The sequence below is a fragment of the Bacillus sp. ISL-55 genome (genome assembly GCF_018613155.1).
Lineage (GTDB): Bacteria > Bacillota > Bacilli > Bacillales > Cytobacillaceae > Mesobacillus.
Window position 1 is genome coordinate 1 of record NZ_JAGGQU010000004.1, and the last position, 22,184, is coordinate 22,184.

Here is a 22,184-nt window from a genome sequence, read left to right on the forward strand (position 1 = left end):
TCCGCTTTAAGAACCGTCCCTATGTCGCGCGAGAACCGTCCCCATGTCCCTAAATCAGCATCAGCTTCGCCCCGTTCATCAACCCGATTTCTTCGACGGTCTGGTTGATGTTTAAAATGGTGCCGGTCTTGCGGTCACAGAGGATGGTGTCGTGTTTTGCTGAGAAGTATCCTTGTGACAGTTCGGTCATGGTTCCTGCGAGCAGGTAGATGACTTCGTGCAGCAAGACTCCCTGCGGCAGGAAGACGTCGTATGATTTTTCAGAGGCGGGGATGAAGACCTCTACAAGCACCTTATCCATGGTACGCTACCTCCTCTTGCATGCTTTCTACTGAGGATAACAGCTTCACGAGTGTCGGTTTTCCTTTTTTGACCACATAGCCAAAACCTGGCGGAATTTCCTGGTACATATCGTTTGTGACCTTGCCGAGCTTCATGACGTACTGGTCTGTGATGCCATTGCCTGACCAGATGAAATCGCTAAGCGATACATGCTGCTTGAACCAGGCTTCGAATGAGACAGAGCTCAGTTTGTCGGCACAGTCGGAAATGATCAGGTTCACATTGAGGCCATTGCCTTTTTCAAGGAAGACCTTGAGTTTATCCTGCCCGTCCGGTGACAGATACATCATCAGATCAGTGAAGGAATCAATGATGCAGGTGATGTTGCCGAACACTGGCGGCTGTTCGCCCGCTTCGATGGCATCCTTCGTCGTATTGTTGCGGTGCACGAGCGTGTTGAACAAGTAAACGATGGTATCTTCAAATTCAGACGACTCGCAAATATACTTATAATCCTGCGTGCGGCCGGCCGCGATGTGCTCATTAGGGTCGATGACGATCAGCTCCCTGCCTTCTGAGGCTGTGAAAACTTCGGCGACTCCCTGCATGAAGCTTGAGCACTGGTCGTTCTGCAGTGCAGTAACCACGTTTACATAGTTGCCAAGGAAATCGAAATAAGCTGTTTTCAGTGAGTTCTTCTCGATGCCGACTGGCACTTTATTGCTGTTCATATTCCTTGCTTCATCACTTAGGTAGTTCAGATCCACTTTTTCCGGCAGGATTGGCACGCGCATTGCGGCCGGCTGCGTCCATGTTTCACGCAAGCCTTTGCAATAGTCGGTGATGAAGCTGTACATATTGTCTATATCACTTGTAATATGGGCCGTCTGGAATTCATAAGTCGTATCACTCTTGAAGATGCCTCGGCCCTTCAATTTGGATGGATATACTCCGTCTGTATTGCCCAATACGCCCGAGTATTCACTCTGGTCGTTCAGCTGAAGCACATACATCTGCTTGAAGTTCTGCAGCAGCCTGTAGCGTATCGCCCCCGTATTGATTGCGGTGACGATGAAGTAAATGCCGTACTTCAGGCCCTCACGCGTCAGGAATGAAATGCCTTCCTCCAGCTCCTCGAACATCTCCGAGAACGCTGCGTAGTTGTGGATCGCCACAACGATCGATGGCAGGCTCTCACCCGACATCTCGTTGTAGGTGATAAAATCGCCGCCGTAATTCGAAAGCAGCTTCTTCCTCCGTTCAATCTCGCCTGTCAGCATCTTGAACAGATTGTGGATCTTCTCGATTTCATGCGACAGCATGACATCGCCGACATGCGGAGCTTCACGGAACCAGGCAAGCGTTTCTGAGCCAAAGTCAAGTAGGTAAAAATTCACTTCGTTTGGCGTGTGCTCTTCCATTAACGAATAAAGCATCGTCGTCAGGAAGGTCGTTTTTCCGCTGCCAGCGATGCCGTAAATAACAGCATTGCCTTCCTGGGTGATCGGCATCCTCATGACCATCTGCCTCTGGTTCGCCGGATCATCGAATTCACCGATGATCGGGTTCAATGCGAAACCTTGCTGGACGACACCATATTTCTTTTTCTGCTTATCTACAAAAATCAGTTCAGGAATCGGCTCAAGCCACAGCTGGCGGACCTTGATATTCTCCTGCTGCGCCATTTTCGCCAGGTATTCCGTAATCTTATCAATTTGCTTAGGCGGATTCTTCACAGCAGACTTGCGCTTATCGATGCGGGCATTCTTGATGACACGGCCGAGATCATCGATGACTACGACACTATCATCTTTGTGCTTTTCAACTCTGTCAGACGGATAGTAAGGCGCACCGGCCCATGCTGACTGTCCCAGCTCGAACAATTCATTGAAGCCGACCTGGAGATAGAAGCGTCCGGTCTGCTTCAGTTCGGCAGCATCTGGACGTTTAATGACCTCCATACTGTCCGCTTTTTCCTGTACCTTCAAAGAGATACGGAATTTACTGTTGCTCCAGATTTGGTCATCGACGACACCTGATGGCTTTTGTGTCGCCAGGATCAGGTGGACGCCAAGGCTTCGGCCGATACGCGCCGCACTGACAAGCTGATCCATGAACTCAGGCTGCTGGGCCTTCAGCTCGGCAAACTCGTCAGAAATGATGAACAAGTGCTGCAGCGGCTCTGTTACCATGCCTTCGCGGTATAGTTTCTGATATTTATAAATATCGATATTGCTCTGGTCAACAACCCGGCTTGTTTCGCTAAAAATAGCCTGGCGGCGCTTCAGCTCACTCTGGATTGAAATCAATGAACGGTTGACCGCCGCTCCATCAAGGTTCGTGATCGTCCCAGCAAGGTGCGGCAGGTCTTCGAACGCATTCGCCATGCCGCCGCCCTTATAGTCGATCAGAATGAATGCTACCTCATCCGGGTGGTAATTGACCGCTAGCGATAAAATGAACGTCATGATGAATTCACTTTTACCGGACCCGGTCATTCCGGCAATCAGGCCGTGCGGTCCGTGATATTTTTCATGCAGGTCGATCATGAACGGGTCGCCCTGCGTATCTACGCCGATTTGCGTCTGGATCGTGTGGACTGGATTGTTTTCCTTCCATTTTGTCAGCGCATTGAGGTGTTCAATCTTGCCGACGCCAAACATTTCCAGGAATGTCAGCATATCAGGCAGGGTATAGGCCTTCTGTGAGGTATTCAGCTGGATATTGGCCAATTTCACTGCCAGTTCTTCCGCATCCTCCTCCAGATAGCTGTCAGCATTAAAGCCTACATATTTCCCGGAAATATCGTCCTTGTCATAGATCTTTGAAAAGCTCTTGTCGAGTTCGATGACATTCGTACATTCCTTTGGCAGGTTTTTCAGCTCGTCATAAAGAGTGACAAGACTGATTCTGATATTCTTCTTTTCTTTTAAAAGTTGATTGATCATTTCGGCCTTCGAAGCGAGGCTCTTGCTCATCGAGAACACGATATAATGCTGTTCGATTTCCGCAAGGTCTTCTTCATCGAGTGCCTGGCGTGCACTGATATCTTTTTCAAAATAAGCCGAAAGCTCTTTTACCTCGTTCGCATCTGTGGCAACGAAACGGATCGTCTTGCCATCATCCCAGACATGCGGCAGCCATTTCAAGAAATTCCACGTATCATGCTCGTGTTCGTCATAAATGAACACCAACTTTAACTCGTCATAGCTATGCAGTGCCGTCAACTGAAAGATCAGCCCCTGCACGAAGCTCTTCACTTCTTCCCGTCTGCCGATGATTCCAGTGATCCGTTCCTCGGTCAGGTCAACTGTGACCGGAACATCCTTAAGGATTTGCGGCTGATCAACAATCTGGTAAAGTTCATCCTGAAGGTTATCGTCCTCAAGCATGAAGCGCTTTTCCGGATACTTGATTTCTGCGTTTAAGGGCAGATCGCCTATTCCAAGACGGACTTTGAGAAAATCATTCTGCCCTATGCCCCGTTCCCAAAGATTCCTCTGGCGGCGCTTGATTCTCGTCAGGCAGTTTTCCAGTGTGACATGATTCTCCAACAGAATCTCACTCTGGTGCTTGCACTCTTCCGCAATCACCTGCTTCATTTCCGCAAGGTACTTCGAATACTTTTCCTGGCGAATGCCTTCGAGTTTGATACGGCGCTTTTTCTCATATTTTTTAGTTAAAATCGGCCAGAGTACCGTTCCGATCATCATACTGAACGACATAACGAGCATCGGCATCGCCGACATGATATCCCCGTCCTTGCTCATGACATTCTGTAACATCAGGAGTCCTGTAAACATGGATGCCATCCCCATAGTGATTGATGGTCCCAATAGCAGCATCAGCGGTGTTTCATCAATATTCGGCTGTGGCGGCGGCGGATCGATTTTTATCGTCGTTTCCTCAATATCCCTTTTAAAGCGCGGAGAACGGTAAAACAGCTGATCATTTTCTTCTTCAATATGTATTTCATCGAGGTTGAGTTCTTTTTCGACCACAGGTTTTTCGGCAATAAATGAATTGAACGTGTTCCGGTCGAGGAATACCGACTTATGCGGATTGTTAAGCGACAAAAGACGGCCGTTGAAAATGATTTTAAGGCCCATGATGAAAATGACATCACCTACTGCCAGCAACTTCTCCTTGATTCTCTCTCCATTAACATAGGTACCATTTGAACTGTTAAAATCCTTGATGACTGCCTTGCCATTGCTGTTGTATTCAATTACACAGTGTGACCCGGATACAAGTTTATTCGAGAAACAAATTTGGCTGTCCTGTGAGCGTCCGATTTTAATGACATTGCTGGTGGCGATATGTTTTGTGAATTCGTTGCGATCCGCCGTTTGCGGCTCAACATAAACTAGCGCGGATTGATCATTGTTGCGGTGGATACTATATGTTTTGAATGGTTCTATGAGGACCTTCGATTGTATTTCATTTGCGGTATTTTTCAAGAATGCATGTTTATTAGATTTTAAGTACCAGCGGCCATCTTCCGCTTCCACTGCCAGCATTTCAACCTGGTTTTGGTCCTTATCCTCAGTATTCAGTATGTATCTCCCGGTTACCCGATCAGGCAGCACAAGGTCAAACGCCTGATTCCGGTCAAAAAGTGTGAGAATCAACTCCATACCCCCAGCCCAAAAAAATTTCTATTCCTATAGTATGTATAGTGGTAATTTCATATTTTTTTACCATTTTAGCTCAAAAAGTGTAAATTTACATCAAACCTTTGGTTCATCTCTAAATATATAAATATCTTACAATATCAGGAATTATATTCAACTAATTACCCCCTCAATTGGAAAAATAGGGATATTAGTCCTATTCAAGCTTTGAGTTACCAGGGATATCATGGTGTTAATGTACGAAGTTACTAAATCACATACAGAAAACTAGTTCTTTTTACCCCGAAGCAATCTATCCCAAACCACTTTCATCTAAAATATCCCATTATTTTTTACAATTTTTTGCAGGTTTTCATTGGGATTTTTTCAAAAGGCATACTATAATCAAAGAATCTAAATAATGAGCAGGTGATTCAAGTGAAGATTAATGTCGGCCAGGCGTATTCGCAGGCAAATAGAATCAGTGACTACGCGCAGGAATTGAATGAAATCAAAAGCAGGCTGCAGGACTTCAAGGGGAATCTGAACAGCGGATGGCAGGCCCAGGAAATGACCTACATCAATAACGCGATCAATAGCATCAGCAGGGAGATCTCCGAGTTGCAAACGCTGCTTTTTTCGATCGGACCGGATATCGTCGCAGCAGCGAATGAAATCAAAAGTGAAGAAGAAGCAAGAGAGGCAGCGGAACGGGCAGCAGCAGAACGGGCGGCTGCTGAAAGGGAAGCAAGATTGAAAAATACTGGGTTACGGTAAACATGACAGGGCATGCCGGCATTACCGGCTTGTCCCTTTTTTCCCATGATAAAAAGGCGGCAGCCTCCGCTTTTGTATTAAGCAGAATCATACACGCCTTTTGTGGCGATGCCCGGCTTTTCTAAATCTAAGCTGGGCATTTTTCATTTTATTGTCGGAAATGATCACACAGCTGAATTACGGTCCCTCCAATCTGTTAGTTTCAATACTTTTTCACTTAACCGGCTCTTCTTCCCTTTCCTCTTTGCGGTACTTCATTTTCGTGGCTTCCCCGCCTCTTAAGTGGCGGATCGATTTATGATAATCAAGGATTTCTTTTACTTCATTGGCAAGGTCAGGGTTGATCTCAGGCAATCTTTCTGTCAGGTCTTTATGGACTGTACTTTTGGATACGCCAAACTCCTTCGCTATGACGCGAACTGTTTTTCTCGTCTCCACGATATACTTTCCAATCTTGATTGTTCTCTCTTTGATGTAATCGTGCACACCACTCGCCCTCCCTAAATTGGATGTGAGAAGTGTGAAATGAGACTCGCTTTTATCTGCCAATACTGCATCCCGCATAAAACACATACTTGCGGCAGAAGGTTGTTCCTTCTGTATATTACGAAGATTAATCATGTCCCCAGCTGAATCCTCATATTGTTCAAACGACTCCTCACCTCAAACACTCTCTTTGTCAGGTTTGTAACATTTTATTAGCTTGGTTGAGGATATATGCACGAAAAAAGCAATAGGGACAAGGTATTGTTAAGTTTTTTGAAAAATTCAACTATTTTAAAGGCGGAAAACTTTCCTGTATACCCATATTTATGTACATAAAAACCTGTTTCTTAGCGAATTTCTTTTGAGGAGTTATTTTTCACTTGGGGGAGAAGCAGACTTGATTACCTACAGACAGACTAGAAAACAGAGAATCAGAGAGCAAAAACGGAAAGTGACCTTGAAACGGAACAGAAAACTGATCGGCGCAGCAGTAGCCGGATCGGTAGCGGCAGGATTACTGTTTGGCATTGGCCAAAAGAAAACAGATGCAATCGGATCTTTTTATACCGTAAAAAAAGGCGATACACTATACAGCCTGGCGAAAGAATATGATACATCGGTTGAACTGCTGAAGGAAGTAAACTCGTTGCCTTCAGATATCATTAATACAGGACAGAAACTCGAGGTACCTGTAGAGGTTGAAGCAGGGATTTATATCGTAAAAAGAGGCGATACATTGTTTTCCCTTGCTAATAAGTACAGTGTTACCGTCAAGGAATTAAAAAAGGAAAATAAATTGGTCACTGATTCCATTTATATTGGACAAGCCCTTTCAGTACCAACCCACAGCTTTGAAAACAATGAAGGAATTTATTTCGTCAATCCCGGGGATACATTGTTCAATATCTCCCAGCGATTCGGTGTAAGCTTAAAGGAATTAAAACAGGCTAACGGTTTAAAGGAAGACATGGTGCTAATCGGCCAGCAGCTGGCCATTCCAGGAGAAATTGAATTCATGGAAGCAACGATTAACGGTGCGGCGGATAATTTTACGATCGAGGTTGAGAGTGATGGAAAAGCCATTCCGTTAAAAGTTTCTTATGGAACAGCGAGGAAATATGAAGAATTTGCAGGTCAGCGGGTTTTCCTATCCTATAAGAATGGTGCTTTAATTAATATTCATTAATACAAAATGCTTAGAGTGCAGTGAACTCTAAGCATTTTTCTTATGTCCATATGAGATAATAAACACCTGCCATTAAAACAGCGAATGACATTATTCCGACACTCTCTTTCACACTTTTATCCAGGTGATCCAGACCACCATAAAACCAGCCAATAAATAGTATAGATGCCCCGATGTGCTGAATAACGGGATTGAAAGCAATCATTCCAGAAAACATCAAAGCAAAACCTATATATCTAAATCCATCGTCCAGGTAATATAATGGATTTTTTAATGTAGCTTTGATTTCCGCTTGCTCCTCTTCGTTCATCTTCCTGTACATCCGTATAAAACGGACAATCGGTACACCCCACAACAATACCAAAAACACCATTTGCACGGCATCCATGCATTTCCCCCATTTTCATGACAAGTAGAATAAACCTACATTTCTATAAAGTGCAAAATACATTTTTTACACTATCAGCATTATATGAGATTATCAAGATTAAAACTGCTGCGGATCGCCGAGGGATATGCCTTTTTCCTAATCAAATTCTTTCGATCACGTATCGCTGGCCGATATATCTGTTTCCACTTAAAACTGCATCGACCTCATCTGGCTTTCGGTAGCCTTAATCAGCTCACCCCAGGTGGAATGCCCGCGGTTCTTGAACTGCTGCAAGAGTTCTGTGAAAAGATAGGCTGTGGTCAATGCATCGCCCACCGCGCTGTGGCGATCATATATTCGTGTGCCGAATGCCATCGCGTATCGCTCCAAGTCACGCATATCATATGAGGGAGCAATAAAACCAATCAGATCGAGTGTATCGATGGTGAACAGTTTTTTCAGCGCAAGCTTTTCACGTTTCAGTTCGCTCTTCAGCACGAGGTGATCGAAGCCGACATAATGGCCGACAAGGCATACCGCTTCGTGTGATCCAACATAATCAAAGAAGTCATGTATCGCTTCTGATGCCACCGGTGCTCCGGTAACCTTTTCATTCGTAATCGATGTCAGCTCAATTATTTCCCGAGAAATTTGTCGCTCCGGGTTCACATATGTCTGAAAACGGTCATTTTCCATCACCTTCAGCCCGCTTACCGGCACACCGCCAATTTCAATGAGCCGATCTGTGGTCGCTACCTGGAATCCCGTCGTCTCTGTGTCGAAAACAACAAACGTAAGATCATCGATTTTAGTCGATAAAGGAATCTTTTCATACATAAGCGGGCAGGAAATATTCTTCCGTTGAAAAAACATGTCAGCCTCCTTTCGAAGTGCCTGTCTTCGTTGAGATTTTGCCGGGTTTATTTCTGGTGTTCAGCGTACCGTGCTCGTCACTACCTGAATTCCGACAGATTTCTTTCTCATTCCGAGGTGCCTGTCACCACCCGAACTTTGTCGAAACGATTTTACACCGAGAATCTAGCAAATACCATCCCCTGGAGTTCGCGTAGTGTTCGCAGGCTCAGGATGAGTTCATCCTTTTGTCTGGTCGACATGGTGGCAAATGATAGAACGGAGCTGCCGCCGTTATTGCCCCATCTTTGCCTGATATAAAGGTCGAGCACGTGGCTGAAGGCTTCTTTAAGGTCTTCTGTGAATCCTTCTGTAAATATACCCTTTTCTTTTAAACTAGCGATTTTCTCTAGTGGCGTTCCCGGGATTCCTCCGTAATAGAGCGATAGGATTTGCAGGCTGTGGTGGAAAGGAAACAAGATTTCTTTTTTTATATCAATGTTTTTCCTCCCGAGCTTGAATAGCGCGCGGATCGGTTCGTCCAGTGTCGGGATTTCCTGCTCCCTTTCGGCCTGAACCATCCGATACAGGAAGATTTTTGAGCGGTCAAGCAGCTCTGCAATTTTTGCTTCGAACTCCACGTTTAGCACTTCGCTCCCCGCTACGAAGCGGTAGGAGAAAAAGTTATGTGCCAGCAGAAGATTTTCATTAGTGGACTGCAGCATCCACTTCCTGACGCGATCCTGCCACTGCAGCAGCGTCCCTCTCCATCGCTCCTCGCTCGACATCATCAAGCCCTTGCAGCGGGCGTAACCGGCTGCTTCCAGCATTAAAGTGATCTCCGCACCTAACTTTTCAAAGTAGCCGTGCTCACTACATTCCCCATACACAAGGAAATGATCCTGATCCGTCAGCATGAACTGTTCACCTCGACCGGCAGAACCCATTAAATAAAACGCAAAAGGTGCAGGTGGCTCCAGCCCTTTCTTGCGGAGTGCCGCAAGAGATAATTCGACTGCTCTCACTATCAACCGGTCGTATAATTTCGTGATGATATCGAGCAACGCTAGAGCCGGAACTCGATCTCGCATAAGCGTTTCGGTAATTTCATAGATTGCTGCCTTGATTTCAGGTAGGTTCGTTTCATCTGCTTCTTCAATCTTCTTTATCGTCCTCATCAAACTATCATTCTTTTTCCGGAGCAAATCGGTCAGCGTTACAACCCCGGAGATTTTCCCATCATCAACCACGGGCAGATGCTTGATTCCATTCAGCAAAATTTTCGATAACGCATCGTAATAGTAAGCAAACCTGGATATCGTTACCGGTTTCTCCGTCATAACTAGCCTGGATGGCTCTTCAACAGAAATCCCCTTCGCTACCACCCGGCCGACGATGTCCCGTTCGGTGATGATTCCTTTTAATTCCTGCTGTTCCACTACAAGTACCGAGCTTGTCTGTGAATTGGCCATCTTCCGTGCCGTTTCTTTGATGCTTGTTATTGGAGAAACTGATACTATTTCTTCAGTCATCAGATCCTGGACCCTCGCTAAAATCGTCTCTCCCTCGCCAATTCCCTTTGCCATTTTTACCTGCTCGGCAAGTGATCCATAAACATCTTTCAGCCTGATTGAAACCTGGGACAGCAGGTAATCATGTACATCCTGGTCATCCCACCTTTTTGCCAGGATGGAAAAAGGAATCAGAAGTGCCTGAACATCATCTACTGACCTGACCTCGACATTGGCCTGCTGTTTATCGGCGCTCGAGAATCCGAGGAACTCTGCCAGACTTGAAAACCCAACAATTTCACCTTTTCGGATGACTTCAAGGACTTCTTCCTGGCCGGCGGCATTTTTTACGAACACCTCGGCAATTCCCTGTAAAATCAATAAAAGCCCCTGACGTGGTGTGTCCGTCTTGAGCATCATTTCTTTTTTTCCATAGGTAAGAGCTTCACATTCCTCGACAAGGGAAAGGGCTGTGCGTTCATCCACCCCCTGAAACAGGGGATGGAACTGCACAGCCTTCCAAATTTCCTTATTAAGCTTTTGTTGCATCGTCATTCATCCATACTTCGCCGTTCTTATACGTCATCTGTTCAGGATAGCGAAGGTCGAGTACTTCCTCCTGAATTTTTTGCGAAGGAGCCGGAGTCGCAAGTGAAACAATGACGTTCGCAAGGATTGCAGCTGTTGCACCAAACACTCCAGCACCGGTATCAATGATGCCAAGAATAGTGAAACCGCCGTATTTCGCTGCGAAAATGTATCCGAGTGTCACAGCAAGACCGATGAGCATACCAGCGATGACACCTTGTGAATTCGAACGCTTCCACCATACACCCAGAATCAGGGCTGGGAAGAACGTTCCACTGGCAAGCGCGAAGGCCCAGGCAACGATCTGAGTGATCGCTCCAGGAGGATTAAGGGCGATCAGTCCTGCAAACAATGTAGCGACAACAATGGAAATACGCGCCACATTCAGGCGAGTTTTTTCCGTAGCGTTTGGCTTCATGACACGGTAGTAAATATCGTGCGCAAAAGCGGAAGAAATCGCGATCATCAAGCCGCCTGCTGTAGAAAGGGCTGCGGCCATAGCGCCTGCCGCTACAAGGCCAATGACGAATACGCCTAGGTTAGCAATCTCAGGTGTCGCCATAACGACGATATCGTTGGAGATGATCAACTCACTCCACTGAAGGATTCCATCGCCATTTCCGTCGGCAACTTGAAGCTTTCCTGTATCGACCCATGTTTTCGTCCAGGCAGGAAGTTCACTGATTTTGCTGCCGGCAACCTTTGTCATCAGGATAAAGCGTGAGAACGCCGCATAAGCAGGCGCTGACAGGTAAAGCAAACCGATGAATAGAAGTGCCCAGGCGCCTGACCAGCGAGCAGCCTTCATCGTTGAAACTGTATAGAAGCGGACGATTACGTGCGGAAGACCCGCCGTACCGGCCATCAGTGTAAACATAAGGGCAAGGAACTGCCATTTCGTTCCGTTGGTGAATGGCGCGAAGTATTCCGAGATCCCTAGCTCACGGTCAAGCTCACCCATTTTGCCAACGAGCTCACCATAGGAAAGCCATGGGAGTGCGCTGCTTGTAACCTGGAGAGACATAAAAATGACTGGAATCAAGTAAGCAACGATCAAAATGATATACTGCGCAACCTGTGTCCAGGTGATCCCCTTCATACCGCCGAAGGCTGCGTATGTCGCAATCAGGACTACCCCAATCATCGTGCCGAGCTTTGCATCGATTTCGAACAGTCGCCCGATTACCACGCCGGAACCCGAAAGCTGCCCGATCGAATAGGTAAAGCTGATGATGATCGTTGAAATCGCAGCGATGACGCGTGCCGTATGGCTGTTGTATCGGTCACCGATAAATTCAGGAACCGTGTATCGCCCGTACTTCCTGAGCTGTGGCGCAAGCAGGAAGGTCAAAAGCAAATATCCGCCCGTCCAGCCCATGATATACGCCAGGCCGTCGTAGCCGAGCAGCATGATCGTACCCGCCATCCCGATAAAGGATGCAGCACTCATCCAGTCAGCGCCAATTGCCATCCCGTTAAAAATTGGCGGAACGCCGCGGCTGGCAACATAGAAGTCAGACGTCTGCTTAGCCGTATTGTAAATCGCAATCCCGATATACAAACCAAATGTAGCTAAAATAATAGATAATGAGACCAAGAATTGTGTATCCAAAGTTCTCCCCCTTATTCAAACGCTCTTTTTTCTTTCTCCGTGACTTAGTGGTCCAGGCTTTTTCCTTCGCTCAGCTTGACGTTCTTCTCTTCATCGATACCATACTTCCTGTCAATTCCATCACTAAGTTTGGCATTGACAAACAGCAGGATGATGAATGTTACTACTGCACCCTGCGCTCCCATGAAATAGTGGAACGGGAAGCCTCCGATTGAAATCTCGCTTAGCGGTTCTGCGATCATCACCGCACCGAATGAAACAAGGAACCAGATAATGAAATAAATGATCATGTTACGGGTCTTTTCACGGAAATACGCGTCAGCAACTGACTTATCAATTTTCTTCACATTTACACCCCTTTGGTTTTGCTAATCCCCTTTGTATAATCCTTCATGAATGACAGACACAGCCTTGCAATTGAAAGCTTGCTTCACTCCTTTATTTATGGATTTTATTTATATGAACCCTGCGCCAGGCAAGGTCGATACCTTTTTTTTAAAAGAATGTCGACGGATTAACTCAAGCTGAAGATGAATTTTAGCGTTTCGAAAAATGGTGCCGGTACCATGATGATCTGGATGAGGAAGTAGAGAAATATGCTCAGGAACGGGACAGCAAGGAAAATTGCCTTGTTTTTCTTCAAGCCAAGGAAAAGGCTAATGCCGGTAATAACCAGCAGACCGATTAGAATGATCACGTTGATTCCTCCTGTGTAGAAATTAGTGAAGATATATTTGCATAGTTATGAATAAATATTTATTTAACTAAATCTTTAGAAAATTTAATTTAATTATCCATATAATGTCCAGGCAGGTCAATACGTTATTTCTAAAAAATGTAATCGCTTTCTATGTCGATATTTTACTGACCGTGTAAAATTCGTTAGTAATAGTAGGGGTTTAACGGGGTAAGAGGTAAAGGAGTTTGTCGAAAAGTATTTTTAGCTGGTGCGGTATATTTCCCATAGTATTGTATCGTTTGTAATGATTTTACAGAATAGTAAAAGGAACACTCGCCTATGAGTGTTCCTTCATTAGAATAGGCTCTTTTCTCAAACTTTGTTGCTATTGACTACAAAATAAAAGTGAATGAACTATGTTTCTTCGCAAAGTAGACTCTTGTTATGAGAAAAGAGCATGCAAACTTAATACCGACCTACACAATGGCTTTATATTACGTTAAAATCGGCTTTAGGATTTTAACAACACCTTTACGAAAACAGCATTGAATATAATTTACCAGCAGGCAATTGCGCCGTCGGTTCTCATTTCCGTTCCGCCGGTCAGCACGCCGGTTTCTGGATTGCGGACAATGACCTGGCCGCGCCCGAAGCTTCCGCCATCATATGCTACCTTCATCTGATGCCCGCGGGCTGCGAGTTCCTTGACAATATGATTCGGGAAGTTGTGCTCCACTTCGATTTGTTTGCCTTCGATCCATTGCCAGCGCGGTGCATCAAGCGCTGCCTGAGGATTCAAGCCAAAGTCAATCATATTCATCGCTACCTGAACATGCCCCTGTGGCTGCATATAACCGCCCATCACGCCGAACGGTCCGACTGCCTGGCCATCCTTCGTGATGAAGCCAGGAATGATTGTATGGTATGTCTTCTTGCCCGGAGCAAGCGCGTTCGCATGGTTAGGATCAAGCGAGAAGTCATGTCCGCGGTTTTGCAGGCCAATCCCTGTACCTGGAACAACAACACCAGAGCCGAAGCCCATATAGTTGCTCTGGATGAAGGAAACCATGTTGCCTTCTCCATCCGCGGTCGACAAGTAAACTGTTCCCCCTTTAGGGAGCTGGCCAGGTTCCGGCATTCTTGCTTCATCATTGATCTTAGCTCTAGCGTCCTCACCATACTGCTCTGATAGTAGGTCCGCTACCTTTGCCTGCATCGTCTTAGGATCGGTGACATATTCCTTGCCATCCGTGAAGGCCTGCTTCATGGCTTCAAGCTGAAGGTGGACACCGTTCACGTCATCCCGATGAGTAAACTCATAACCTTTTAAAATATTCAATGCCATCAAGGCAACAATTCCCTGCCCGTTCGGCGGGATTTCCCAAACCTCATGGCCGCGGTATGTTACAGAAATCGGCTCCACCCATTCTGGATGATAGTTTTCGAGATCCGCCTTGCTCAGGAAAGCACCTGCTTTTTCAGACGCGTCTGCGATTTTATCAGCCAAGGCGCCCCTGTAAAAGCTTTCCCCATTCGTTTCCGCAATCTCCTGTAGCGTGTTCGCATGGTCCTCAGATTTCCACATCTCGCCTACTTCAGGAACCTTGCCATTAGGAGCGAATACCCGGAACCACTCATCGTACTCCTCGCCCTGGAAGCGATTCTTGTAAGCATTGTAAGCACCCTTCCAATATTTTGCGAGAGTTGGAGTCAGCGGGTAACCGTTGCGCGCATAGTCGATCGCTGGCTGCAGTACCTCAGTAAGCGGCAGGCGACCGAATTTTTTCGACAGCTCCGCCCATGCTGATGGTGCTCCCGGAACTGTAACCGGAATCCAGCCATGTGAAGGCATTTTTTCATGGCCAAGTTCTTTCACTTTCTCAATAGAAATCGATTGTGGCGCAGGACCGCTCGCATTCAGGCCATACAGCTTGTCTTTTACCCAAACAAGCGCGAACGCGTCGCCACCGATTCCATTAGAAGTAGGCTCAACAACCGTCAGGCACGCTGCCGTCGCAATTGCTGCATCAATCGCGTTGCCGCCCTTTTTTAAAATATCAAGCCCAGCCTGCGCAGCAAGCGGCTGTGACGTAGCGACCATCCCATTACGCGCCACCGACGTCATCCGCTGAGAAGGATATGGATATGTATGCAAAGACATTTAGATTCCCCCAATATATTTTCGTCTTACGAAATATTATAGCAAAATAGCTGAAAATTCTAAATAAAAAAGTTAATTATCAACTAATAGAGTAAACGACATCAATGTCATTAATAGCCCACCAAGGTAAAAAACTATTGGAAATATAAGAGGAGGTGCATCGGCATCAAAAATCTGCAATATTATATTTCCGTTTTCATTTGTGAGAAAAAATGAACCTATGAATAATAGAAAAGTTACCCAAATCATTATATATCTGTTTGTTGATAACCCAGAGACCTGAACACCATGGAAAACATCTAGATATCTTAAAATAAAGTTAAAAATGTAGATGAGATACGCAGCCAGTAGAATCCAAAATATCGAAGTACCATAAGCAATCCTTAAAAAAGGTGTAACCCAAAAGAAGCCCATCAGCAAAAATAAAACAAAGCCAACTCGGTTCCACATGGTTCTTGGGTCAGAAACTTTCTTGTAAAAAAGGATAGAGACGATTGTTCCTGCAAAAATGAGTGCCATATTCATTATAAAGATTGATTGCGACCAATCGGGAATGGAACTTCCAATAAAGTTGAAAAAGAAAGCTAGAAGTAATCTGGAGAAGGTTTCAAATAATAATTCATCATCTTTCTTCCGTTTATGTTTCATCTTATCAGTCCTTATTGATTTATGTTGCTTTAATACGCATATATCATCTGTTTGGTTTCATAAAAAAGCCCGGCCTTTTGACCGGACTTTTTACTACATTCCATTCTGAAGTCTTAGTTCATAAAAATCCTTCACTCGCGTCACAACATCCTTTGACCCCGAATCCTCGATCATCATTGCGACAATCATATCGGCGGATTGCGGATTGTAGGCGACGAACCATCCTAGTTCCCGTCCTTTATCGCCCTGCTTTTCCTTGATTTCCGCTGTGCCTGTTTTACCGGCGAGCGGATAGTTGGCAATCAGCCCATTATGCGCGGTTCCTTTTGGATCGGTGATGACTTTTGTCAGCATATTGCTTAAAGCTGCTGCATTTTCGGGACTGACCACACCTTCCTGCCAAATCTGTCCCTGCTCACCCTCCATATTAAGAATTGGCTTAATCAAGTTGCCCTTATTCACGAATGGCGAATATGTCGTCGCCAGATGCAGGATATTCATTTCAACCTGCCCCTGCCCGTAGGCAGAATCCGCCAGGCTGATTTCGCTGTCAATATTGCCGATTTGCGATGGCTCGATTGGATAGAGATATTCCGGCTGATCTTCAAAGCCAAATTTCTTCAATCCTGCTGTAAAAGTATCCTGTCCCATTCCGAGCGCTGCCCGGGCGAAGTAAATATTATCAGAATAGATCAGCGCTTTTTCAAGGTTGATGCTTCCTTTTACATCAGAGTATCTTGTCACCTTGTACTTGCCCCACGATGCGTCTTTTTGCCACTGTTTCTCATTGATATCAAATGCTGTATCCAGCTGGAGTTTTCCACTCTCAAGTCCGATTGCCGCTGTGATCGGCTTGATCACAGAACCCGGCACATAGGTCAGCTTGAATCTATTAAGCATCGGCTTAAGCGGATCATCTTCTAGCATTTTGCGTTTGTTTTGCGAGATTCCAAGTGCCATTTCATTCGAATCGAATCCTGGCGCACTGACCAATGCCAGCGTCTCTCCGGTAGTCGGATTGATTGCTGATGCTGTACCCGATTTTCCTTTTAGCTGGTCGTATAATTGCTGCTGGGCAACTACATCGATTGTCAGCTTAACATCCTTCCCATTTTCAACCGGCTTTTCAGCAAGTGTTTTGACGGTGCCATCCTCTTTTACAATCGAGATTTTCACTCCGTTTGTTCCTTTTAATTGTTCTTCTAGGACCTGTTCAAGGCCGCGGCGGCCAATTAGGTCAGTTGCGGTGTAGCCTTTGCCCTCCAGTTTTTCCAGGTCATCGGCTAGGATTGGGCCGACATATCCGATTAAGTGGGACAGCGCCTCTCCGTATGGATATTCGCGGGCACCTACATTCTGGCTCTTCACGCCGGGCAGCGTGAATAATTTTTCATGAAGGCCTTTATCTTCCTTCGAAATTTTCTTCAACGGCACGAATAAGTCTGGTTTTACCCAACCTGCATTCATGGCCTTGTTGATTTGCTCCTCGGACATATCGAGCAGCTCGGCCAGTTTGGAGATCGTTTGCTCTTTTTGCTCACCCAATTCGCCTGGCACTACTCCGACTTGAGGAGCTGTCCCATTGATCGCAAGGCCATTACCAGCGCGGTCAAGGATGCTGCCGCGTTCTGCCTGGACATTCTTGAAACTGAGTTTATCCCCTGCTTCAAGCTCAGGAAAAATATAAGTCGTATTCCAATCGACAAACCAATTTGTTTCTTTGTCACGTTCTTCTTTTACAAGAGTAGCATTGTGGCCGAATTCGATCGGACCAGCGGCACTATTCATTTTTGCCGAAAAAGGAAGCTCAGCGTTTGCTTCATGTTCTTGTTCTTCCTCAGGCTGTTTATAGCTTACCTTCAGCTGATCAATCTCCAAATCTTTATAAATTTTATTATAGCGATCCACAAATTCCTCCTTAGTGATGGAATCCTTCGCTTTCTCTGATAAAAATGCATACATTTCATCAAACTTCTGGTCGTTCCAAAGTTTTACGTACTGGGAAAACCGTTCTTCGGGAGTCGGTTCTTTGCTGCAGCCGGAAATGAGTGCGGCGATTACGACCGACATGATTATAAATAAAGCACGTTTCATATGTATCCCTCCTCACGTTGATTTTACCATAGATTTCCCATTTACATAAATCCGGATGATTTCTTATTATTCCAATAAAAAAACCCGCCTTTATAGCTAGGCAGGTTCCAAAATTTTATTTTTTATTAAGAATTTGTTGAAGTGTCAGAGTCAGTTGAAGAGTCTTTGTCTTTATCTTCTCCTGCATCCTTATCTTCGTCTTTTTTATCAGAGCCGCCTTCAGCAGGCTTGTCTTCTGCTGGAGTTGTGCCTTCAGCATCTTCCTCTGAGCTTCCTTCTACATCTTCTTCGGCAGCATCTTCAGACTTGCCTGCATCTGCATCAGAAGAAGCTTTCTCTTCTGTCACATTTGCATCCTGCAATGCGCTTAGTGGCTTGTTGAAGAACTCATGCGGATTGACTGGTACATTGTCCTTGCGGATTTCAAAGTGTACGTGGTTGCCAGCCTTTTCATTGATCAGGCTTGTTCCGGACTTCGCAATCACTTGTCCTTGCTCAACCTCGTCGCCAACCTTAACTTGGTAGTCTTTAACTGACTGATATTGTGTTACAATACCTTTGTCATGCTCGATTTCGATGACATTTCCAAGCACTGCATCTTCCATGACATTAGTGACAGTACCGCTTAGTGATGCGATTACATCAAATTCCTTGCCATCTTTTGAAGCAATGTCTAACCCAGTGTTCGGATGGTACGTATTATCATAGAACACTAGAGCTGCTTCTTGCTCAGCCGCGTCGCCGTCATTGTCATAGAATTGCATCTGGATGACAGCATCGTCTTCATTCACCACTGGCATTACAAAGTTCTCCATCGCGCGGTTAACCTCAACTGCTGGCTGATCATTGATCTTTTTGCCAGGCATGTCAGTCGCTTTGTACTCGGACTGATCAATGTTTTCGGTCCCGCTGTTTTGATACCATAGGACACCAGTTAGAATGATTGCGGCACTAGCAATATAAACTGTTGGATACACCCACCGCTTCTTGAAAAAGCTGTTCTTGCTTTTGTCTTGAGAAGATCTTTTTTCTTCCTCTCTCATTTTCATCACCTCAGCAATCAGTTTGAACAGAAGCGAAAAAATATATACATAGAGTTGAAAAATTTTTTACTGCTTATTTTTCGACAAAGGTGAGAATTTTATGCAAAAAAAGTTTTTTGGGTTGATTTTGGGATTGAGATACAGTTTATTCGGGGTCTACTATAAACAACACGAGTTACTACTATAAAGCGAGGTATTAAGATGAAAAAGTTATTAGTATGGTTTTTACGCATTCTCCCGCTGCTCTATATGGCCGCAATCTGGATCATGTCCAGCAATCCTGCAGATGCTTTGGTCGAGCTGCCCAATCAGGGAATTGACCGTTTTATAAAAGAATCACTCCACCTTGTAGAGTTCGGCATCTTGTATGTGCTGCTTGTCCTGGCTGCGTTAACGACCGGGCACTTCACACCAGTGATGAGCTTTGCCTTCATGGGCGTGGCGATCCTGTACGGCCTGCTCGACGAGATCCATCAAAGCTTCGTCCCGTACCGATCAGCGACACTGATTGATTTTATAAAAGACGTAATTGGGGTCTTAGCGGCCTCGCACTTCATCCATCATGCCTACTTCAGCGGCAAGTTCCCGCGGCTGGGGAGGGTTTTGCGCGGGATTAAGGAGCGAGTTCGGGGATATTAGCTGGATTTGTTTTTAAGATAGATATTAGTTACGGTTTTTTAGGGGCCGGCCTTGTTATTTAGGCTGGCTTTTTGTTTATTAGTAGAGACTTATGGCACTCATTGCTTCAACCGTTGATAAAACGAGGCTAGCCGTTGATAAAAACCCCTCAACCGTCGATAAAACTTCTGCAACCGTTCAATTATTCGCTCCAACCGTTGATATAATTAAAAATTGTAAATCGTACAATAAAATTTCATATTAAAACCTTTATATCAGCAGGTATTTTTCTTGTAAATGAAGAATTGATTTAAAAACTAATAAGGAAGTGACCAATTTGATTGAAAAAGAAAGGACATATCCCATTCGGCTACTCATGTATGAGGCACTAATGGAAAGAATCATATCAAATCATCCTAAACTCGCATTAATCGAACAAGATTACAAAGCCTGGCGTGCTGGTTACAAAGGCGAACTGCAAACAGATTACCGTTTAAGCTTTTTACCTGAAAAAGGCTACCACATATTCCGGGATTTACGTCTTCAAGATGAGAAATGGCATTTTCAGATGGATACCCTCATTTTAACTCTTCGTTATATCCTTCTAATTGAAACCAAAGCCTATGCAGGTACCCTTTTCTTTGAAAAACATTCCGAACAAATGATTCAAACAAAGGATGGTCAGGAAAAAGCTTATGACAATCCCATTAACCAGGCTCGAATGCAAGCCTGGCACTTGAAAAGATGGCTTAAGAACCACAAATTCAGTGTCCCGCCCATATACCATCTCGTAGCCATTAGCAATTCCTCTACGATTATTAAGGTGAGTGACCGGTCTCTAAATAACTTAATAGTTAAAGGGGATGTATTATTAAGTCGCGTTCTTCAGATCGACGATACCACTCCTAATCCATGTTTTACTGACAAAGACTTAAAAAAGATATCCAAGTCTCTTGTAAAAAGTCATTCTCCACACCACCCAGACCTTCTTAAACAATATTCCCTTACCCCCGACGATCTTCAAAAGGGTGTTCAATGCCCATCATGTTTATCATATGGCATGTATCGAAAAAAATGGATTTGGCGCTGTCCTGTGTGTGAACATCAATCCAAAACGGCTCATCGTAAAACTGTAAAAGAATTTTTCCTCCTTATTAGTCCTACTATTAAAAACCAGATGTGTAGAGAGTTTTGCCCAGGTGTATCCTCCAAGACTATCAAAGACCTTTTAATATCTTTGAACCTACCCCACACGGGCACCAACAAAGGCCGCATCTACCACATGCCACCAGACATCGAAGCATTCTTCAATCCCGCGAAAAAGTAAAAGTTCACCTGTCATACTTCATCCGCGAAGATTTTAATAGTCAAAACGCCACACCAATCCGCGCTAAAAAGCCAGGGTGCTTTTCACCCTGGCCTCGTCATTATCTCTTTTATTTCTTCGCAGTAACCTTCGTCAGCATGCTATCGGCCTCGCTGATCTCGACGCCTTTATAATAGTGCTTGACGATGTCCTGGTAGGTCTTCCCTTCGGTGGCCATGCCGTTGGCTCCGTATTGGCTCATGCCGACGCCGTGGCCGAAGCCTTCGGTGGTGATGACGACATTGCTGCCTTTGAGCTCCCAGGTGAAGTCGCTGGAGCGGAGTTTTAGCTTCTCACGTACTTCCTTCCCTGTGAGGACTTTGCCGCCTATATCGATTTTTGCAACGCGGTTGCCTGATGTTCTTGAGATTACTTTGCCAATCTCCGAGGTGTTCGGCAGCTTGACACCAAGCTTTGACTCCACCTCAGCAACCGTCATCACCGTTTGACTTCTGAACTTAGGTGACTCGAGATCCCACGGGCTTTCTACACTGCGCAAATACGGCAGCGAGTTTGACCAGTATTCCTCTGAGTTTTCGGTGAAGCCATTCGATGTCGAGAAGAAGGTCGCATCGATCGGGGTGCCATCATATGTAAGCACCTGGCCATCCGTTGCTTTGACCGCTTCAGCAATCTTCTTGACCTTCCATTTGTAGTCGACGCCCCACTGCTTTTTCAATTCTTCTTTATTTTTAAAAACCTGGTGAATTTCTGTATCATTCAACTGGGCGCCTTCAGGTACGCCTACTTTATTTGGGCTCAGCATTTGTTTTACATAATAAGTCCTTGCCGACAGTGCCTGCGCCTTCAATGCCTCCAGTTCGAACTCAGCGGGCATTTCAGCAGCGACGACACCGATCAGGTATTCATCAAGCGGAAGCTTCTCTGTCTTGGACAACGCTGTCCGGTAAACGGCTACCTCAACAGCCGAGTCTGCGGTTGGAACCGCGGCGACATCCTTTGCCTCACTTTGCAGCTCTTCCCCCAGTTTTCCGCCTGCCTTATCTTCCATAAAAGGGAGGACGAGCAAGGATGGGATCAGGAGTGTGACAGCGAATAGAATTGCAGCTAGTACGATGAGTGGTTTGAATTTAAACATAGAAAAAGCCTCCATTATGAAATTAATCCGGTCGAAAACCGTCTCATTTCATTCATATGGAGGCGGACAAGCTTTTATGACAGAAATCGAAAATGCATATTGTTCTGTCGAAAGTCTCATAATAAGTCGGGCAAAACTAATTCACGAAATTGGACAAAATTTTTCGGGCTCAATCCGCCCGCTTAACATCAAAAAACCG

The 22,184-nt window shown here is 45.3% G+C and carries 18 protein-coding genes; 4 read left to right on the forward strand and 14 right to left on the reverse strand.

From position 1 onward, the window contains the following. Positions 1-49: 49 nt before the first annotated feature. The gene (locus tag J7E32_RS02120) at positions 50-301 is read right to left on the reverse strand and encodes a methyltransferase (protein WP_214902935.1); all 252 of its coding nucleotides are present in this window, start codon (positions 299-301) and stop codon (positions 50-52) included. Next, on the reverse strand, positions 294-4,913 hold the full coding sequence (gene essC / locus J7E32_RS02125) for a type VII secretion protein EssC (protein ID WP_214902938.1): 4,620 nt from the start codon (positions 4,911-4,913) through the stop codon (positions 294-296). The genes J7E32_RS02120 and essC overlap by 8 nt, the downstream gene beginning before the upstream one ends. A gap of 420 nt (positions 4,914-5,333) precedes the next feature. Here essC and J7E32_RS02130 point away from each other — a divergent pair, with 420 nt between their 5' ends. After that, positions 5,334-5,672 carry a WXG100 family type VII secretion target gene (locus J7E32_RS02130; RefSeq protein WP_214902941.1) on the forward strand — a complete coding sequence of 113 codons (339 nt, stop codon included), beginning with the start codon at positions 5,334-5,336 and terminating at the stop codon, positions 5,670-5,672. Between the two features lie 213 nt (positions 5,673-5,885). Here J7E32_RS02130 and spoIIID read toward each other — a convergent pair whose 3' ends face one another. Next, positions 5,886-6,158 carry a sporulation transcriptional regulator SpoIIID gene (spoIIID, locus tag J7E32_RS02135; RefSeq protein ID WP_031307660.1) on the reverse strand — a complete coding sequence of 91 codons (273 nt, stop codon included), beginning with the start codon at positions 6,156-6,158 and terminating at the stop codon, positions 5,886-5,888. Between the two features lie 361 nt (positions 6,159-6,519). Here spoIIID and J7E32_RS02140 point away from each other — a divergent pair, with 361 nt between their 5' ends. Next, positions 6,520-7,344: a LysM peptidoglycan-binding domain-containing protein gene (locus J7E32_RS02140; RefSeq protein ID WP_286182604.1), complete on the forward strand. Its 825-nt coding sequence runs from the start codon at positions 6,520-6,522 to the stop codon at positions 7,342-7,344. 40 nt (positions 7,345-7,384) lie between these two features. On the opposite strand, the gene J7E32_RS02145 is transcribed toward J7E32_RS02140, so the two are convergent. From J7E32_RS02145 to spoIIQ, 10 genes are all read right to left on the reverse strand, one after another. After that, the gene (locus J7E32_RS02145) at positions 7,385-7,732 is read right to left on the reverse strand and encodes a hypothetical protein (protein ID WP_214902944.1); all 348 of its coding nucleotides are present in this window, start codon (positions 7,730-7,732) and stop codon (positions 7,385-7,387) included. Positions 7,733-7,921: 189 nt separating this feature from the next. Then, entirely contained in the window at positions 7,922-8,587 is a 666-nt protein-coding gene (locus J7E32_RS02150) for a 3'-5' exonuclease (protein ID WP_214902947.1), read from the reverse strand. Positions 8,588-8,739: 152 nt separating this feature from the next. Then, positions 8,740-10,626, reverse strand: coding sequence for a DUF294 nucleotidyltransferase-like domain-containing protein (locus tag J7E32_RS02155; protein ID WP_214902951.1), 1,887 nt, complete (start codon positions 10,624-10,626; stop codon positions 8,740-8,742). Beyond that, the gene (locus J7E32_RS02160) at positions 10,610-12,277 is read right to left on the reverse strand and encodes a sodium:solute symporter family protein (RefSeq protein ID WP_214902954.1); all 1,668 of its coding nucleotides are present in this window, start codon (positions 12,275-12,277) and stop codon (positions 10,610-10,612) included. Before J7E32_RS02160 ends, J7E32_RS02155 begins: the two co-directional genes overlap by 17 nt. A gap of 44 nt (positions 12,278-12,321) precedes the next feature. Further along, entirely contained in the window at positions 12,322-12,624 is a 303-nt protein-coding gene (locus J7E32_RS02165; protein WP_023613617.1) for a DUF4212 domain-containing protein, read from the reverse strand. 167 nt (positions 12,625-12,791) lie between these two features. Then, a complete protein-coding gene (locus J7E32_RS02170) occupies positions 12,792-12,974 on the reverse strand; it encodes a hypothetical protein (RefSeq protein ID WP_214902956.1) in 183 nt (60 codons plus the stop codon). Between the two features lie 538 nt (positions 12,975-13,512). After that, complete coding sequence (gene ggt / locus J7E32_RS02175) at positions 13,513-15,117, reverse strand: gamma-glutamyltransferase (RefSeq protein ID WP_214902959.1); 1,605 nt, start codon at positions 15,115-15,117, stop codon at positions 13,513-13,515. 72 nt (positions 15,118-15,189) lie between these two features. After that, positions 15,190-15,765, reverse strand: a complete 576-nt coding sequence (locus J7E32_RS02180; protein WP_214902963.1) for a hypothetical protein — start codon at positions 15,763-15,765, stop codon at positions 15,190-15,192. Between the two features lie 93 nt (positions 15,766-15,858). After that, positions 15,859-17,859: a penicillin-binding transpeptidase domain-containing protein gene (locus J7E32_RS02185; RefSeq protein WP_214902966.1), complete on the reverse strand. Its 2,001-nt coding sequence runs from the start codon at positions 17,857-17,859 to the stop codon at positions 15,859-15,861. A 125-nt stretch (positions 17,860-17,984) separates the two neighbouring features. After that, entirely contained in the window at positions 17,985-18,908 is a 924-nt protein-coding gene (spoIIQ, locus tag J7E32_RS02190; protein WP_483297593.1) for a stage II sporulation protein SpoIIQ, read from the reverse strand. Between the two features lie 195 nt (positions 18,909-19,103). Here spoIIQ and J7E32_RS02195 point away from each other — a divergent pair, with 195 nt between their 5' ends. Both J7E32_RS02195 and J7E32_RS02200 read left to right on the forward strand, forming a co-directional pair. After that, a complete protein-coding gene (locus J7E32_RS02195; RefSeq protein WP_214902972.1) occupies positions 19,104-19,541 on the forward strand; it encodes a VanZ family protein in 438 nt (145 codons plus the stop codon). Between the two features lie 316 nt (positions 19,542-19,857). Further along, entirely contained in the window at positions 19,858-20,847 is a 990-nt protein-coding gene (locus tag J7E32_RS02200) for a nuclease-related domain-containing protein (RefSeq protein ID WP_214902975.1), read from the forward strand. Positions 20,848-20,956: 109 nt separating this feature from the next. Here J7E32_RS02200 and spoIID read toward each other — a convergent pair whose 3' ends face one another. Then, positions 20,957-21,985 (reverse strand): stage II sporulation protein D, encoded by a 1,029-nt coding sequence (gene spoIID / locus J7E32_RS02205; RefSeq protein WP_214902990.1) that lies wholly within the window; start codon positions 21,983-21,985, stop codon positions 20,957-20,959. Positions 21,986-22,184: the final 199 nt, after the last annotated feature.

Coding starts and splice junctions, on each gene's coding strand:
- J7E32_RS02120 (WP_214902935.1), bottom strand. CDS start 301: ATGGATAAGGTGCTTGTAGAGGTCTTCATCCCCGCCTCTGAAAAATCA.
- J7E32_RS02145 (WP_214902944.1), bottom strand. CDS start 7,732: ATGGATGCCGTGCAAATGGTGTTTTTGGTATTGTTGTGGGGTGTACCG.
- J7E32_RS02150 (WP_214902947.1), bottom strand. CDS start 8,587: ATGTTTTTTCAACGGAAGAATATTTCCTGCCCGCTTATGTATGAAAAG.
- J7E32_RS02155 (WP_214902951.1), bottom strand. CDS start 10,626: ATGCAACAAAAGCTTAATAAGGAAATTTGGAAGGCTGTGCAGTTCCAT.
- ggt (WP_214902959.1), bottom strand. CDS start 15,117: ATGTCTTTGCATACATATCCATATCCTTCTCAGCGGATGACGTCGGTG.
- J7E32_RS02180 (WP_214902963.1), bottom strand. CDS start 15,765: ATGAAACATAAACGGAAGAAAGATGATGAATTATTATTTGAAACCTTC.
- J7E32_RS02185 (WP_214902966.1), bottom strand. CDS start 17,859: ATGAAACGTGCTTTATTTATAATCATGTCGGTCGTAATCGCCGCACTC.
- spoIIQ (WP_483297593.1), bottom strand. CDS start 18,908: ATGAAAATGAGAGAGGAAGAAAAAAGATCTTCTCAAGACAAAAGCAAG.
- J7E32_RS02195 (WP_214902972.1), top strand. CDS start 19,104: ATGAAAAAGTTATTAGTATGGTTTTTACGCATTCTCCCGCTGCTCTAT.
- spoIID (WP_214902990.1), bottom strand. CDS start 21,985: ATGTTTAAATTCAAACCACTCATCGTACTAGCTGCAATTCTATTCGCT.